Genomic DNA, 14780 nt, shown 5'->3' on the forward strand with positions numbered 1-14780 from the left:
CCCGCCAGGACGACGTCGACGGGTGCGTTGTTCACGGAGTAGATGCCGATCGCGCAGAAGATCACGATCGAGGGAAACATCAGCCGGTATGGCACGCGCAAGAGGCGCACCCAGATGCCGACCAGCGGCAGGTTGATGATGATCAGCATGAGATTGCCGATCCACATCGAGGCGATCATGCCCCAGACCAGATCGGGCTGCTTCTGCATCACCTGCGGGCCCGGCACGATGCCGTGGATGGTCATCGCGCCGACCATCAGCGCCATGACCGCATTCGGCGGGATGCCGAGCGTCAGCAGCGGAATGAACGAGGTCTGCGCCGCTGCATTGTTGGCGCTCTCCGGCGCCGCGACGCCCTCGATCGCGCCGCGGCCGAACCGCGACGGATCCCTGGCGAGCTTCTTCTCCAGCGTATAGGCCGCGAACGAGGCGATGACCGCGCCGCCGCCCGGCAGGATGCCGAGAATCGAGCCGAGCACGGTGCCGCGCAGGATCGCCGGCGTCGAATCGCTGAGGTCCTTCCGCGTCGGCATCAGGCCGGTGATCTTTTTCTGCACGAGGTCGCGGTCCATCTCCGCCCCCGCGTCGAGATTGCGGATGATCTCGGCGAAGCCGAACACGCCCATCGCGACGGTGGCGAAGCCGAGGCCGTCGGCAAGCTCGGGAATGTTGAACGCCATGCGCGACACGCCGGTCTCGATGTCGGAGCCGACCATCGACAGCAGCAGGCCGAGCACGATCATCGCGATCGCCTTCAGCACCGAGCCCTTGGCCAAGACGACGGCGAAGATCAGGCCGAGCACCATCAGCGAGAAATACTCGGCCGGGCCGAACGCCAGCGCGAACTTGGTGAGCGGCGCGCCGAGGACCGCGATCAGCACCGTGGCGACGCAGCCGGCGAAGAACGAGCCGATCGCAGCGATCGCCAGCGCCGGGCCGGCGCGGCCCTGCTTGGCCATCTGGAAGCCGTCGAGCGCGGTCACCACCGAGGTCGCCTCGCCGGGAATGTTGACCAGGATCGACGTGGTCGAGCCGCCATACTGGGCGCCGTAATAGATGCCGGCGAGCATGATCAGCGCGCCGACGGGCGGCAAACCAAAGGTGATCGGCAGCAGCATCGCCACGGTGGCGATGGTGCCGATGCCCGGGAGAACGCCGACCAGCGTGCCGACCAGCGCGCCGATCAGGCACATCAGAAGATTGATCGGCGACAGCGCAACGACGAAACCGTGGGCGAGATTCGCGAACAGATCCATCACGTCCTCACGGCAGCAGGAAGCGGGGCAGGAGCGGCATCGGCAGCCCGAGCACGTAGGGGAAGAGCAGCGCGCAGCCGCCCGTCAGGCAGATGCCGACGATCAGGGCCTCGCGCCAGCGCGTCTCCGGACTGCCGATCGCGGCGATCAGGAAGCTCGCCAGCCCGGTGATCAGAAGGCCGAGCGGCCGGATGGAGACGGCGAAGGTGAGGATGGCGAGCGATACGAACAGAGGTCCGCGCCAGTGATAGGTCGCAAGCTGCGCCCCTGGGGTGACGACGCCGATCACGGCGATGGCAGCTCCGAGCCCGAGCAGGAGAAGACCGAACATCCGCGGCGCAGTTCCGGCCCCGAACGAGAAACCGCGCATGCCCTGCAGATCGCTGGAAGCCCACAATGCAAACAGCGCGATCGCCATCAGCACGACGCCGCCGAAATAATCCTGCGGCGCGCGCGGGCGCACCAGGAACGTAAACACCGCGACGGCGATCAGCGGATAGGTGTAGATCAGCACCAGCAGGATGTCGGACGACAGCGAAGCCTTGCCGCCTGCGGCATATTGCTGCGCCAGGCTCGGGAGCGCGGCCGACAAGGCCGACACATGTGCGCCGATGACCTGGAGTGGACCGCGACCGGAAAGTGGCGCGATCAGTCCAGCCAACGCGATCAACAGTTCGACGAGTTGCGGGGCGAAGGCCAGCGCCAGAATGATCGATGCGCCGGTGATGCTGCGCGCACCCGGTTCGGCGGCCACTCCGCCCGACAACTGGCCCGTGGTCTCGGCCATGTCCTCGCCCTCCCCCGATCGGCCTTTGTGGCCGGAATTGTTATCGTTCGGCGATCCGAAGCAACCGGACCCGCAGTCGTTTTGCCTAGCGGCTTTCCCTAGAGAAGGCCAGCGAAACCAAAACAGCCGCCCGCGGCCAAAAGCCAGAGCGGATTGAGGCGCGTCGTCGATGCGACGAGCGCGGCGGTGACGGTCAGCGCGAACGCGCGCCATGATTGGTCGGAGGCGAGACCGAGAATCCACGCGCTCGCGGCCATCAGGCCGATCGAGAGCGGCACCAGGGCCGACTGCACCATCGCCGGCCAGCGCGCGCCGCGCGCATTGGCAAGCCAGCGGCTGACGAGATAGGTGAGGACGGCCGTCGGACCGCACATCGCGAGGGTGGCAACAACGGCACCTAGGACGCCCGCGACCGAATAGCCGATCAGGGCGACGATGAGGACGTTCGGTCCCGGCGACAATTGCGACAGCGCGAACACATCGGCGAACTGCTTGTCGGTCATCCAGTGCCGGACGTCGACCGCGATGCGATGCAATTCCGGAATGGCGGCGACGGCGCCGCCGACCGCGAACAGCGAGATCAGCGCGAACGTCCAGAACAGCTGGAATAGCGGATTGTCGTCCCCGCTCATCGTGCCCACCGCGCCTTCGCGTAGGTGACGGCGAGGCTCAGCGGCACGGCCACCAGCAGCACCTCCTGGAGCGGCAAGCGGGCCAGCCCGATCGCGACGAACACCGCGGTCATAAGCACGAAGCCGATCACGTCGCTCTTTTTCCAGAGCGGCGACAGCATCCGGAAGACGACCGAGGCCAGCAGGCCGACCGCCGCGCAAGACACCCCGGCGAGCGCGCGCCTCAACTCTTCGGCCTGGCCCGAATGATCGTACAGCGCGGCCAGCGCCGTGATCAGCAGCATCGGCGGTCCGAGCAGGCCGGCGAAGGCGGCGATCCCGCCGGGAATGCCGCGCAGGCGGGCGCCGAACACCATGGCCAGGTTCACGATATTGGGGCCCGGCATGAAATGGCACAGCGCGAAGGTCTCGTTGAACTCCTCCGCGGTCATCCAGCGATGCTCGTCGACGATGGCGCGGCGCGCGAACACCAGCACGCCGCCGAAGCCCGACAGCGACATTTTCGCAAATGCGAAGAAGAGCGTGCGCAGGCTGGGCGGCGGCGTGGCGATATCGGCCGCGGACGGGGCAGCCGGCACAATCTCGGAGGGCATGACGCACTCTAGGAGGACGAAATCGCGCCTGCCAAGGTCGAACGGATGGTTCCGTCCAACGGCCCACATTTTTGTCTTGGCCCGTGGCGTCTGGGCCCTGTGCATCCGGCGGCGGGCGGCCTATATAGGGGGTGCCGGCTTGCCGGCTATGGAAATAAATCGCCGTCGAAATAAACCATTCGGACCCGGGGGCGGTACCCGGCGCCTCCACCTAAGCCCGTCACGACCAGCCTCTGGTTGCGACGGGTTTTGGCGGGGGCGAAATAGGATCGACGAGGGCGTAAAGGGCGAGCTTTTTCCCGGTATTGTTCCGCCGTTATCGGGCTACTGCAATAGTTGCCAACGACAACTTTGCTCCGGTTGCTCAGGCTGCGTAACGCAGTTTGAAAGACCACCTTAAAGTCCTAACGGGTTAAGCTCCGTTAGGCGGGGTTCGGAGGCACCTGGCAACAGAAGCCTCCACTTTCATCCGCCACTCCTCTGCTCGTGCAAGCGGCCGGCGTCCGCCGTTCTCCCCAACTTTGTGATACCCCCTCCCCGTTCATTCCTCCATTGACCCGACTTCCGTCGGCTTCTACCCGTTCCCATATGTTCCCGCGGGCCGGCTTCGCTGCTGACCTCCGCGACAAGGCGGGGTACGATGTGCCAGATGCGAGTCGGAACTGCTGCTGCCTGACGGCGCGGCGATCCGACACGGGCGGAGCGCGGCCCAGACGACGGCAACCGACACGACAGCGGCGCACACGACACAGGACCGATCATGGCGACCGATCATATTCGATACGATGTGCTGGCGCGCGACGCGCTGCGCGGGGTTCTGCGCCGGGTGCTGACGGACGCCGCCACCCACGGCCTGCCCGGCGAGCATCATTTCTTCATCACCTTCGTGTCCAAGGCCGAGGGCGTGAAGCTGTCGCCGCGACTGCTCGCGCAGTATCCGGACGAGATGACGATCATCCTGCAACACCAGTTCTGGGACCTCGTGGTGACCGAGGATCGCTTCGAGGTCGGGCTGTCGTTCGGCGGCATTCCCGAGCGGCTGGTGGTGCCGTTCCACGCCATCAAGAGCTTCTTCGATCCGTCGGTCCAGTTCGGCCTGCAGTTCGAGCCGTCGGAGGCGATCGCGGAAACGCCTCCCGCACCGAAGCTGCCGGCCGCTCCGGCCTCCTCGGCCATCGCCGCCCCGCTTCCGACGCCGGCCACCAAGGCAAATGACAAGGCCAGCGAGGACGAACAGGCCGCTCCGGCCCCGTCGGGAGAAGGCGCCGAGGTCGTCCGCCTCGATCGCTTCCGCAAGAAGTAGGCGCATTGGCCGCGCGCGGAACGGCCGGCGAGCCCATAGATTGACGCATGCTTGAACTGGCCTATGCCGGTTCGCGACCAATCATGGGTATCCGACATGGCGACATCAGCGAGTTCATCATCTTCCGGACCGACCCGGACGGAGACCGATAGCTTCGGCAAGATCGAGGTCGCGGCGGACCGCTATTGGGGCGCCCAGACCGAGCGCAGCCGGCAGAATTTCCGCATCGGCCATGACCGCATGCCCCTCGGCTTGGTGCATGCGCTGGCGCTGGTGAAGCTGGCCGCCGCCAAGACCAACCGCGAACTCGGATTGCTCGAGCCGGCGATGGCGGACGCGATCGTCCAGGCCGCCCAGGAGATCATCGACGGCAAGCTCGACGACCATTTTCCGCTCGTCGTCTGGCAGACCGGCTCCGGCACGCAGACCAACATGAACCTCAACGAGGTGATCGCCAATCGGGCCAGCGAGCTCATGGGCGGCGAGCGCGGGACCAAGAAGCCCGTGCATCCCAACGATCACGTCAACATGAGCCAGTCGTCGAACGACTCCTTCCCGACCGCGATGCATATCGCGGCGGCCAAGGCCATTTCGTCGCATCTGGTGCCCGCGCTGTCGGAACTGCTGGCGGCGCTGCGCGCCAAGGAGGACGCGTTTGCCGACATCGTCAAGATCGGCCGCACCCACACCCAGGATGCCACCCCGCTGACGCTCGGCCAGGAGTTCTCCGGCTATGCGGCGCAGGTCGAGAGCGCGATCGCCAGGATCAAGACGGCGGCGCGCGATCTGCTGCCGCTCGCCCAGGGCGGCACCGCGGTCGGCACGGGACTCAACGCCGATCCGAAATTCGCGGCGCTGTTCGCGAGGCACGTCGCCGACATCACCGGGCTTGCCTTCACCTCCGCCGCCAACAAGTTCGAAGCGCTCGCGTCCAACGACGCCGTCGTGTTTGCGCATGGCGCGCTCAATGCCGCGGCCACCGGCCTGTTCAAGATCGCCAACGACATCCGCTTCCTCGGATCGGGCCCGCGCTCGGGGCTGGGCGAACTGATTCTGCCGGAAAACGAGCCGGGCTCGTCGATCATGCCGGGCAAGGTGAACCCGACTCAGTGCGAAGCACTGACGATGGTGTGCTGCCAGGTGTTCGGCAATCACACCGCCATCACCGTCGCCGGCAGCCAGGGCCATTTCGAATTGAACGTCTACAAGCCATTGCTCGCACATTGCATGATGCAGTCCATACAATTACTAGGCGATGCCGCACGTTCATTCCGTGAACATTGCGTGACCGGGATTCAGGCCGACGAAACGCGGATTCGCGAGCTGATGCAGCGTTCTTTGATGCTGGTGACGGCTCTTGCCCCGAAGATCGGCTACGACAACGCCGCCAAAGTGGCGAAGACGGCGCATCAGCGCGGCACCACGTTGAAAGAGGAGGCCGTGCGGCTCGGCCTCGTCTCCGAAGATGAATTCGACCGTCTGGTGCAGCCCGGGAAGATGACGCGGCCCGGAATATCGTGACGGTAGTCCCGTAGTACTACGGGGGGTGATGCAATTCTCGCTGTTAACCCCTAAAGGATAGTCTCGACTACAAGTTCTGCTGTGTTTGGTGAATACAAGACCCAACTCGCAAAGACGCGAATGGCTATCGAGCTATCAGGGAGCAACGACGTGATTGTCAGTAGAACGCTAGGCTCTGCGCAACGCGCAGGCTCTCACGACGATGTTCGATGCCTTAGATGATCGGAGCAAGCATGGGAGACGTCATCAACCTGAAGCGTTTCAGAAAGCGCGTTGAGCGCGACGAGGCAGCAAAGGTCGCCGAAAGCAACCGCGCTCGCTACGGCAGGACGAAGTCCGAACGCGCAACTGACGCACAACGCGACAAGCGCGCGAACGAATTACTCGATCAACATCGTATCAATGGCGAGGACGCGTGATGAAGTCGCCCGTCGTAAAACGTTCAATCGTGGTCGCAGGTCACAAGACCAGCGTGAGCCTCGAAGAGGCGTTCTGGAACGGCATGAAAGAAATTTCGGGTCTCCGGAACATGACCCTGTCCGAACTGGTCGGAGAGATCGACAACAATCGCCAGCAGGGCAACCTGTCCTCGGCGATCCGGCTGTTCGTGCTCGACCACTTCAAGAGCCGCGCCGCGGCCTCCTCCGCCTCGGCGGGGATCGAGCCGAAGGCGACGGTGGACAGCCGGCACACGGCTTCTGCTGCCGCTCCTTGAGGCAGATCAGAGGGCGGCCGGCCCGGTCTGTTTAAAATCGCTCTAAGATGCCGCGGCATGGCACATGCCGCGCTTGACCTCTTGGCACGCGATTGAAAATACAGGCTATGAGCGAAATCTGCGACACACGGCCGCCTCTGCCGCTCGGTCTGGCCCGGCGTGGCTATACCGGAACGATCCAGCACCTTGCTGCCGGTGGGACGACCTCGTCCCTGCCCGACGTCGAGCTGGAAAGCCGGCTCATCGAGCTCGGCTTCGTCGAGGGTGCCCGGGTCGAGATCCTGCACGAAGGGATCGTCGGCCGGGACCCGATCGCCGTGCGTGTCGACAACATCACCGTCGCGGTCCGCCGGCGTGAGGCCATGGCCGTCATCGTGGCATAGGCCGCGCGGAAAGCGTCGACCATGGAAAGCCCTCTGCTGCATCTGGCTCTGGTGGGGACACCCAACAGCGGCAAGACCTCCCTTTTCAATGCGCTGACGGGAAGCCGTCAGAAGGTTGCGAACTACCCTGGCGTGACTGTCGAGCGCAAAGAGGGCGCGTTCGTGACCCCGCAGGGGCGCCAGATCTCGCTGGTTGATCTGCCCGGAACGTATTCGTTGCGCGGCCGCAGTCCGGACGAGGAGATCACGCGCGACTTCGTGCTTGGACGTGCCACCGGCGAGGTGCTTCCCGACCTCGTGTTGTGCGTCGCCGATTCCACCAACCTCAGGTTGACGATCCGCCTGCTTCTCGAGCTGAAGAGCGCCGGACGGCCACTGGCGCTGGTGCTCAACATGTTCGACATCGCCAAGCGGCGCGGCGTGACCGTCGACGTCGCGGCCCTGTCGCAGGCGCTGGGCGTGCCGGTCGTGACCTCGATCGCCGTCCGCAAGGGCGGGACAGACGACCTGCTGCAGCTGACCGATCGCCTGTTGTCCGAGGCGGCCGCGGCCACCGGCGATCGCGCCAATACCTGGCGTCCCCTCACGGTCCCGGAGCTGCGCGCCACCCAGCGCGAGGCTGACCGCATCATCGCGCAGACCGTCAGCCTGCCGGAGCGACCCGACACCTGGACGGCACGGATCGATTCCGTCGCTCTGCATCCGGTCGGCGGCCTGGTCATCCTGCTGGCGATCCTGTTCATCATGTTCCAGGGCGTGTTCGCCTGGGCACAGCCCCTGATGCAACTGCTGTCGGCGGCGTTCGATGCGCTCGGCCAGCTGGTGCACGATCAACTGCCCGAAGGCCTGCTGCAGAGCTTCCTGCAGAACGGCGTGATCTCCGGCGTCGGCAGCGTCATCGTCTTCCTGCCGCAGATCATCATCATCTTCCTGTTCATCCTGCTGCTGGAAGATTTCGGCTACATGGCGCGCGCGGCGTTCCTGATGGACCGCATCATGGGCGGCGCAGGCCTGCACGGCCGCGCCTTCATCCCGCTGCTGTCGAGCTTCGCCTGCGCCATCCCCGGCATCATGGCGACGCGCGTGATCGACAACCGCCGCGACCGCCTCACCACGATCCTGATCGCGCCGCTGATGACCTGCTCGGCGCGCATTCCGGTCTATACGCTGATCATCTCGGCCTTCATCCCGCCGACCAAGGTCTGGGGCCTGATCAATCTGCAGGGCCTCGTGATGTTCGGGCTCTATGCGGCCGGGATCATCAGCGCGCTGCTGGTATCGTTCCTGGTCAAGTTCTTCCTGATGCGCGACTACCAGCCCGCGCCGTTCATGCTGGAGCTGCCCGACTACAAGATGCCGCGGCTGCGCAGCATCGCGATCGGGGTCTACACCCGCGCCAAGATGTTCTTGCAGCGTGCCGGCACAACGATCTTCGCGATGATGGTGCTGATCTGGTTCCTGGCCTCGTTCCCGCAGCCGCCGGAGGCCGCCACCGAGCCCGCGATCAATTACAGCCTGGCGGCGATGATCGGCCAGGCGATCGCACCGCTGCTCCATCCGGTCGGATTCAACTGGCAGATCGCCGTGGCGCTGGTGCCCGGCATGGCCGCCCGCGAGGTCGCCGTCGCCGCGCTCGGCACCGTCTATGCGATCGAGGGCGGCAAGGAGGCGGCCGAGCAGATCGGCCAGGTGCTGGCGACCAAATGGAGCCTGGCCACCGCGCTGGCGCTGCTCGCCTGGTACATCTTCGCCCCGCAATGCGCCTCGACCCTCGCCGTCATCCGCCGCGAGACCGGCAGCTGGCGCTGGATGGCGGTGACCTTCGTCTACATGTTCGCGCTCGCCTATGCGGCGGCGTTCGCGACCTATCACATCGCGGTGGCGATGGGCGCGGGCTGACCCCGCGCCCATCGGCCTCATCGCGCGACATGCAGCGCGAAGCCGCGTGAGTCGGAATTGCCGAGGCCGGGCCGCAGCTGCATCGACGGGATCAGATAGTCGCCGTGGTTCTGCCGCCGGTACGGGATCGGCTGATCGGTGAACAGCGTCCGCATCCGCCCACGCAGCCGCTCGGCGAGCTCGGCAAAACCGGCCGCATCGATCCGGCTCGTCTTGTGCGCCACGAAGGCCGGCAGCACGTCGAAGCCGGGATAGAACAGGATGCCGTGGTTGATCGGAAACAGCACGTCGTCGATCGGCCCGTTGATGCCGCGCTCGGAATAATGCTCCGCCCAGCCGCCGGTGGTCACCACCAGCATCGCGCGCTTCCCGGCGAACACGCCTTCCCCATAGCGATTGCCCCAGCGCTTGTCGTTGTGCTCGCCGACGCCATAGGTGAAGCCGTAGGAATAGACCCGGTCGACCCAACCCTTCAGGATCGCCGGCATCGTGAACCACCACAGCGGAAACTGCAGGATGACCGCGTCGGCCCAGAGCAGCTTGTCCTGCTCGGCCCTGACGTCCTCGGTCAAGGTGTGGGTCTTGAAGGCCTCGCCTGAGGCCGCAGCGACGTTCAGAGGCGCATCGGGCGCCAAGAGCGGGAAGTCGGCGCGATCGGCGGCCGATTTCCAGCCCATCGCATAGAGATCTGACACCCGGACCTCATGGCCCTGCGCCTTGAGCTCGGCGACAGCGACATCGCGCAGCGCGCCATTCAGCGACCGGGGTTCTGGGTGGGCGAAAACGATCAGGACGTTCATGGCTGTGATCCTCTGCTGGAACACCCGGAACATAGACGCGCACGAATTTATCCACTATACGACGTATATTGATAAGACTATGCCGTTTTATGGATAAATCAGACATCAGCCTCATGAACATGCGCAGCTTTGTCCGGGTTGCCGAACGCGGCAGTCTGTCGGCGGTGGCGCGCGAACTCGGGCTCGGCCAATCCACCATCTCGCGTCACCTGCAGGAGCTGGAGGACGCGATCGGCGTGCCGCTGCTCAGCCGCACCACGCGGCGCGTGACCCTGACGGACGAGGGCAGCCGCTACTACGCGAACTGCGTCCAGATCCTCCGCCTGATCGAACAGGCCGGCGACGAGGCGCGGGGTGCGCGTGGCGCCGCCGCCGGTACGATCCGGATCTCCTGTACGGCCGCCTTCGGCATCCTGCACATCACGCGGCTCGTATTTGCGTTCCAGGATCGATACCCGGACATCGCGATTGATCTCAACTTGACCGACGAGCGCATCGATCTCGTGCGGGAGGGTGTCGACATCGCGCTGCGCCTCGCCCCGCTCACCGACAGCTCCCTCAAGCTGCGATCGCTCGGCTACTCCCACCGGCTTCTTGTCGCCTCACCCGGCTATCTGGCGAGGCGCGGGACACCGCGCACGCCGCAGGAGCTCGCCGGACATGACGGCATCCGCATGACCAATGTCGCCGGCAGCGAAGTCCTCGTGGTCATGGGACCCGACGGCGAGCGTCACGAGGTGCCGTTCAGAGGCTGCTTCCGCACCAATCATGGACTCGGTGTCCGAGAGGCCGTGCTGGCCGGGCGCGGCATCGGCGGCAGCCATGCCTGGCTGGTCGACGACCTCATCGCGGCCGGCAGGCTCACGGTGATCCTGCCCGACCATCGTCTGCCATCGACACCGCTCAACATGCTGATCGTGCCGGAGCGGGCCGGCATCGCCCGCGTGCGGCTGCTAATCGACTACCTGGCCGAGACGATCACGCGCCTTCCGGGGATCCAGCCGGAGCCTTGAACCATCCGCAACGCTCAGAAGCCCTTGAAGGGTGAGCCGAGCTGATCGAACAGCCGGATGCGATCGAGCTGCGGCACCGGCCCTACGCCCACCTTGTCGCCGAGGAACATCGTCGTCTCGGCCTTGGCATCGCTGCGCGGCCAGTTGACGAGTCCCGGCGCATTGGGGCTGCCGGCATAGGCGTAGGCGACCCAATAGGATTGCAAGGTGTCCGAGATCAGACGGTCGGCGTCCGTCCAATCGCGGCTGAGCACATCGAGCGTGCCAAAGATGTAAGGATATTCGGAGCTGTGGAACGTGCCGAGCCCTTCGGGCGTGTCGATCTCGTCATAGCTGACGCCCGCCTTGAGCGGCTGCTTGTGGCTGAAATGATAGAGGTAGGTCGGAAAGCCGTTCTTGGCATGAAGCTGCGCAACGGCCCACGGCCCCCAGGCGAACAGAGCATCGCGCACGATCGCCTTGTTGGCATTCCTTGCCTCGTCGTCTGTGCCTGCAGGATACAATTGCAGCAGCTGGTCGGCGATCTCTGGATATTTGCGGCGGACCCAGTCCTGATAGGCGGGCAGCGACTTCGCATGCGGGAAGGTCGTCCCCTCGTCGCTGTTCCAGCCGGTCAGCAGCGGCACCGGCGCCTCCTTGCCCTCGGCAAACACCGCGTAGGGATTGGCCGGCAGAGCATAGCCGTCGACGATCGGGCTCATTCCGAGCTTGGTCGCGAGCAGCTGCGCGGCCGAGAGCTCGCGCAGCTTCGACAGCGTCGGCGCGCCCGCCTTCTCGCCAAGCGCCAGTCCCGCCTTCTCGCCATCGGCGAGGCTCGGCATCGTCTTGTTGGCGACGCCGAAGCTCTCGGCGATACCACGGGCGAAAAGACCACGCGCCAAGGGCGACGTGTAGAGATAGCTGACGGCGGCCGCACCGGCGGACTGGCCAAAGATCGTGACGTTGTCGGCGTCGCCGCCGAACCTGGCCGCGTTGCGCTTGACCCAGTTGAGCCCGGCGACGAGATCGAGCAGGCCGTAATTGCCCGACGCGCGCTGTGCAGACTCGGCCGTCAGCTCGGGGTGCGCCAGGAAGCCGAAGATGCCGACGCGATAGTTGACCGAGACCACGACGACGCCGCGCGCCGCGAGGGCCGCGCCGTCGAACACGGGATTGGCGGCCGAGCCCTGCTGGAAGCCGCCGCCATAGATCCAGACCATCACCGGCAGCTTGCCGTCCTTGACGTCCGATGGCGCCCAGACGTTGAGGAAGAGACAATCCTCGCTGCTCGGCTGCTCGCCGGCATATTCGAAATAGACCGAGGTCTTCGAACGGCCCGGCTGCATGCACTGCGCACCATAGGTCGTCGCAGCGCGAGGCGCCTGCCACGCGGCGACGGGCTGCGGCGGCTTCCAACGGAGATCGCCGACCGGCGGCGCCGCGAAGGGAATTCCGAGGAAGGCACGCACCGTCGTATTGCGCTGAAACTTGCCGCTGATCGGGCCGGAGTCGATGGTGACGTCCACGCCCGCCGCCTGGGCCGTCACCGTCAGCGCACCTGCGAGCATGGCCGCGCAGGCCAGCCACCCGTTCATCCGCTTCATGTTTTCTCCCGATGGCTTCTTGTTTTGATCAGTGAGCCCCGCCGCATCTAGAGCCGCGGCATCGTATCCGGACGGACTTCGCGCGCCTGCGCCGCGAGCCGGATCGGCGCGTTGACCGCGCCAAAACCCTGGTAGTTGCGCCGCTGCACGATCTCGAAGAAGAAGCGCTCCTCGAAGATGTGGGTGTAGACCTGGAAGAACTCGGCGTCGCCGTCGCGGTCGTACAGGATCTCGTTGGCGCGGAGCGCCGCGATGATCTCCGGCGCAAGGTCGTATTTGGCTTCGAGATCGTCGTAATAATTGTCAGGGATATCGAGGAATCCCGCGCCCCGACCGCGCATTTCGGCCACGGCGGCGAAAATGTCGTCGCAGGAGAAGGCGATGTGCTGCACGCCCGAGCCGAAGAACTCCGAGATGAAGCGCGACGACAGCGTGCGCGTCGCCGTGGAGCCGTTGAGAATGAAGCGCAGGCTGCGATCGCCGTTGACGATCGCCTGGCTCTGCACGAGGCCCCTGGGATCGGCGATCTCCATCTGCGGCAGGCGCGAGAAGTCGATGATCCCGGCGTAGAACAGCAGCCAGGACAGCATCTCCTCGTGCGGCATCGATTGCGCGAGATGATCGACGGCGACGAGGCGGTCGGTGGACCTGTCGCTGGCAACCGCTTCGAAGTCGACGTCCCAGTGACGGCCATGCGTATCCAGGAAATACAGCAGGCTGCCGCCGACGCCATGGATCGCGGGGATCTCCAGCTCGCCCGGCCCGACCGGCTGCGTGAAGGTGCGAGTCTTCAGGGATTGCGCCCGCGCCATGGCGCGGTCGGCGCTGTCGACATCCAACGCCAGCGCGCAGACGCCCGGCCCGTGCGTGACGTAATGCGAATGCGCAAAGCTCGCCGGCTCGCAATTGATCACCAGCTCGATGGCGCCCTGCGACCAGCGCTGCACCGCCTTGCTGCGATGCCGCCCGGTCTTGCGGAAGCCGAGCTGGCTGAACATCGTGGCAAGCGACTCCGCCTTGTCCTCGCTGACGGCGAATTCGACGAAGCCGATGCCGCGGCTCTTCACACGCGGTTCGAACCGGCTCCCGGAGGCAGCGGGCATCTTCCCGGCGAGATCATCCTGCAGGAGCAGCAGCGAGCGCATCCCGTCGAGCGCGGTGCGCGGCGCCGAGCCGGCGCGGAACTGGTCGTTGAAGATTTCGAGCGAGAGCGGCCCGTTGTATCCGGTGGCAGCGACGGCTTCCATGAATTCGCCGACCGGCAGATCGCCCTGCCCTGGGAAGCTGCGGAAATGCCGGCTCCAGGACAGCACATCGAGCTCGAGCTTCGGCGCGTCGGCGAGCTGCACCAGGAAGATCTTGTCGGCGGGAATGGCGCGGATCGGGTTGGTCGGCAGCGCCGGCGCCAGCGCATGAAAGCTGTCGAGGATGACGCCGATCGCCTGGTGATCGGCGCGCCGCACGATCTCCCACGCGTCGCGATAATCGTGGACGTGGCGGCCCCAGGCCAGCGCCTCGTAGCCGACGCGCAGGCCGCGCTTGGCGGCGCGCTCGCCGAGCTCGTGGAAATCGGCAGCGGCGCGGTCGATGCCGCCGAGCGAGGCCGGCGACACGCTGCTGCAGATCAGCAAGAGGTCGGTGCCGAGCTCCTGCATCAGGTCGAACTTGCGCTCGGCACGGATGAAGTTGCGCGCGCGCTGCGGCTCCGGCATGCCCTCGAAATCCCGGAACGGCTGATAGGCGCAGATTGTAAGCCCGAGATCGCGACACATCTGCCCGATCTCGCGCGGCCGCATCCCGAACGCAACGAGATCATTCTCGAAGATCTCGACCTCGTCGAAGCCCGCTGCGGCGATCGCCCTGAGCTTCTCGTCGAGGGCGCCTGAGATGGAGACGGTTGCGATCGAGCGCGTGGTCATGCCGCCGTCTCCTCCATCGCGCCGCCCAGGAACAGCTGACCGATGCGCGGATCGGCCAGCACGCGATCGGCCTTGTCGACGATCCGGGTACGGCCGAGCTCGAGCACGATGCCGTAGTCCGAAATCTCCAGCGCCGAGCGCGCATTCTGCTCGATCAGCAGCACCGAGACGCCGCGGTCGCGCAGCTGCTTCAGCATGTCGAATGTCTGCTGCACCATGAGGGGCGACAGGCCGATCGAGGGCTCGTCGATCAGCACCAGTTGCGGCTCGAGCAAGAGACCGCGGGCGATCTCGAGCTGCTTCTGCTCGCCGCCCGAGAGAGTCGAGGCTTGCCGGTCTGCCTTCTTGCGCAGCACCGGGAAGACGTCGAGCGCGG

Annotated in this window: 15 protein-coding genes and 1 other RNA gene; 8 read left to right on the forward strand and 8 right to left on the reverse strand. The window is 65.7% G+C overall.

What is annotated here, in order from left to right:
* From BRAS3809_RS18430 to BRAS3809_RS18445, 4 genes are all read right to left on the reverse strand, one after another.
* A partial coding sequence (locus tag BRAS3809_RS18430) for a tripartite tricarboxylate transporter permease (protein ID WP_035656751.1) occupies nucleotides 1-1256 on the reverse strand: 1256 nt, incomplete at its 3' end.
* Between the two features lie 7 nt (nucleotides 1257-1263).
* Complete coding sequence (locus tag BRAS3809_RS18435) at nucleotides 1264-2043, reverse strand: tripartite tricarboxylate transporter TctB family protein (protein WP_008963593.1); 780 nt, start codon at nucleotides 2041-2043, stop codon at nucleotides 1264-1266.
* 98 nt (nucleotides 2044-2141) lie between these two features.
* Nucleotides 2142-2675, reverse strand: coding sequence for a chromate transporter (locus tag BRAS3809_RS18440; RefSeq protein WP_008963594.1), 534 nt, complete (start codon nucleotides 2673-2675; stop codon nucleotides 2142-2144).
* Nucleotides 2672-3268, reverse strand: coding sequence for a chromate transporter (locus BRAS3809_RS18445; RefSeq protein WP_008963595.1), 597 nt, complete (start codon nucleotides 3266-3268; stop codon nucleotides 2672-2674). Before BRAS3809_RS18445 ends, BRAS3809_RS18440 begins: the two co-directional genes overlap by 4 nt.
* 94 nt (nucleotides 3269-3362) lie before the next feature.
* Here BRAS3809_RS18445 and ssrA point away from each other — a divergent pair.
* From ssrA to feoB, 7 genes are all read left to right on the forward strand, one after another.
* Nucleotides 3363-3732: a transfer-messenger RNA gene (gene ssrA / locus BRAS3809_RS34495) on the forward strand.
* 296 nt (nucleotides 3733-4028) lie between these two features.
* Nucleotides 4029-4571, forward strand: a complete 543-nt coding sequence (locus tag BRAS3809_RS18450; RefSeq protein ID WP_008963596.1) for an SspB family protein — start codon at nucleotides 4029-4031, stop codon at nucleotides 4569-4571.
* A 96-nt stretch (nucleotides 4572-4667) separates the two neighbouring features.
* Nucleotides 4668-6092 carry a class II fumarate hydratase gene (gene fumC / locus BRAS3809_RS18455; protein ID WP_008963597.1) on the forward strand — a complete coding sequence of 475 codons (1425 nt, stop codon included), beginning with the start codon at nucleotides 4668-4670 and terminating at the stop codon, nucleotides 6090-6092.
* A gap of 233 nt (nucleotides 6093-6325) precedes the next feature.
* The gene (locus BRAS3809_RS18460) at nucleotides 6326-6511 is read left to right on the forward strand and encodes a DUF4169 family protein (RefSeq protein ID WP_035656754.1); all 186 of its coding nucleotides are present in this window, start codon (nucleotides 6326-6328) and stop codon (nucleotides 6509-6511) included.
* On the forward strand, nucleotides 6511-6807 hold the full coding sequence (locus tag BRAS3809_RS18465; protein WP_008963598.1) for a ribbon-helix-helix domain-containing protein: 297 nt from the start codon (nucleotides 6511-6513) through the stop codon (nucleotides 6805-6807). Before BRAS3809_RS18460 ends, BRAS3809_RS18465 begins: the two co-directional genes overlap by 1 nt.
* 107 nt (nucleotides 6808-6914) lie before the next feature.
* Nucleotides 6915-7190, forward strand: coding sequence for a FeoA family protein (locus BRAS3809_RS18470; RefSeq protein ID WP_008963599.1), 276 nt, complete (start codon nucleotides 6915-6917; stop codon nucleotides 7188-7190).
* A gap of 21 nt (nucleotides 7191-7211) precedes the next feature.
* Complete coding sequence (gene feoB, locus BRAS3809_RS18475) at nucleotides 7212-9089, forward strand: ferrous iron transport protein B (RefSeq protein ID WP_008963600.1); 1878 nt, start codon at nucleotides 7212-7214, stop codon at nucleotides 9087-9089.
* 17 nt (nucleotides 9090-9106) lie between these two features.
* Here the strand turns inward: feoB and BRAS3809_RS18480 are convergent, their stop codons facing one another.
* A complete protein-coding gene (locus tag BRAS3809_RS18480; protein WP_008963601.1) occupies nucleotides 9107-9889 on the reverse strand; it encodes an NAD(P)H-dependent oxidoreductase in 783 nt (260 codons plus the stop codon).
* Nucleotides 9890-9978: 89 nt separating this feature from the next.
* Between BRAS3809_RS18480 and BRAS3809_RS18485 the strand changes: the two genes are divergently transcribed.
* A complete protein-coding gene (locus tag BRAS3809_RS18485; RefSeq protein WP_008963602.1) occupies nucleotides 9979-10902 on the forward strand; it encodes a LysR family transcriptional regulator in 924 nt (307 codons plus the stop codon).
* A gap of 14 nt (nucleotides 10903-10916) precedes the next feature.
* Here the strand turns inward: BRAS3809_RS18485 and BRAS3809_RS18490 are convergent, their stop codons facing one another.
* The 3 genes from BRAS3809_RS18490 to BRAS3809_RS18500 form a co-directional block, all read right to left on the reverse strand.
* On the reverse strand, nucleotides 10917-12485 hold the full coding sequence (locus BRAS3809_RS18490) for a carboxylesterase/lipase family protein (protein WP_008963603.1): 1569 nt from the start codon (nucleotides 12483-12485) through the stop codon (nucleotides 10917-10919).
* Nucleotides 12486-12532: 47 nt separating this feature from the next.
* On the reverse strand, nucleotides 12533-14404 hold the full coding sequence (locus BRAS3809_RS18495) for a bifunctional sugar phosphate isomerase/epimerase/4-hydroxyphenylpyruvate dioxygenase family protein (RefSeq protein ID WP_008963604.1): 1872 nt from the start codon (nucleotides 14402-14404) through the stop codon (nucleotides 12533-12535).
* On the reverse strand, nucleotides 14401-14780 hold a 380-nt coding region (locus BRAS3809_RS18500; protein WP_035656756.1), incomplete at its 5' end, for an ATP-binding cassette domain-containing protein. The genes BRAS3809_RS18500 and BRAS3809_RS18495, both read right to left, overlap by 4 nt.

This window comes from Bradyrhizobium sp. STM 3809, assembly GCF_000239795.1.
In the GTDB taxonomy this organism is placed as follows: Bacteria; Pseudomonadota; Alphaproteobacteria; order Rhizobiales; family Xanthobacteraceae; genus Bradyrhizobium.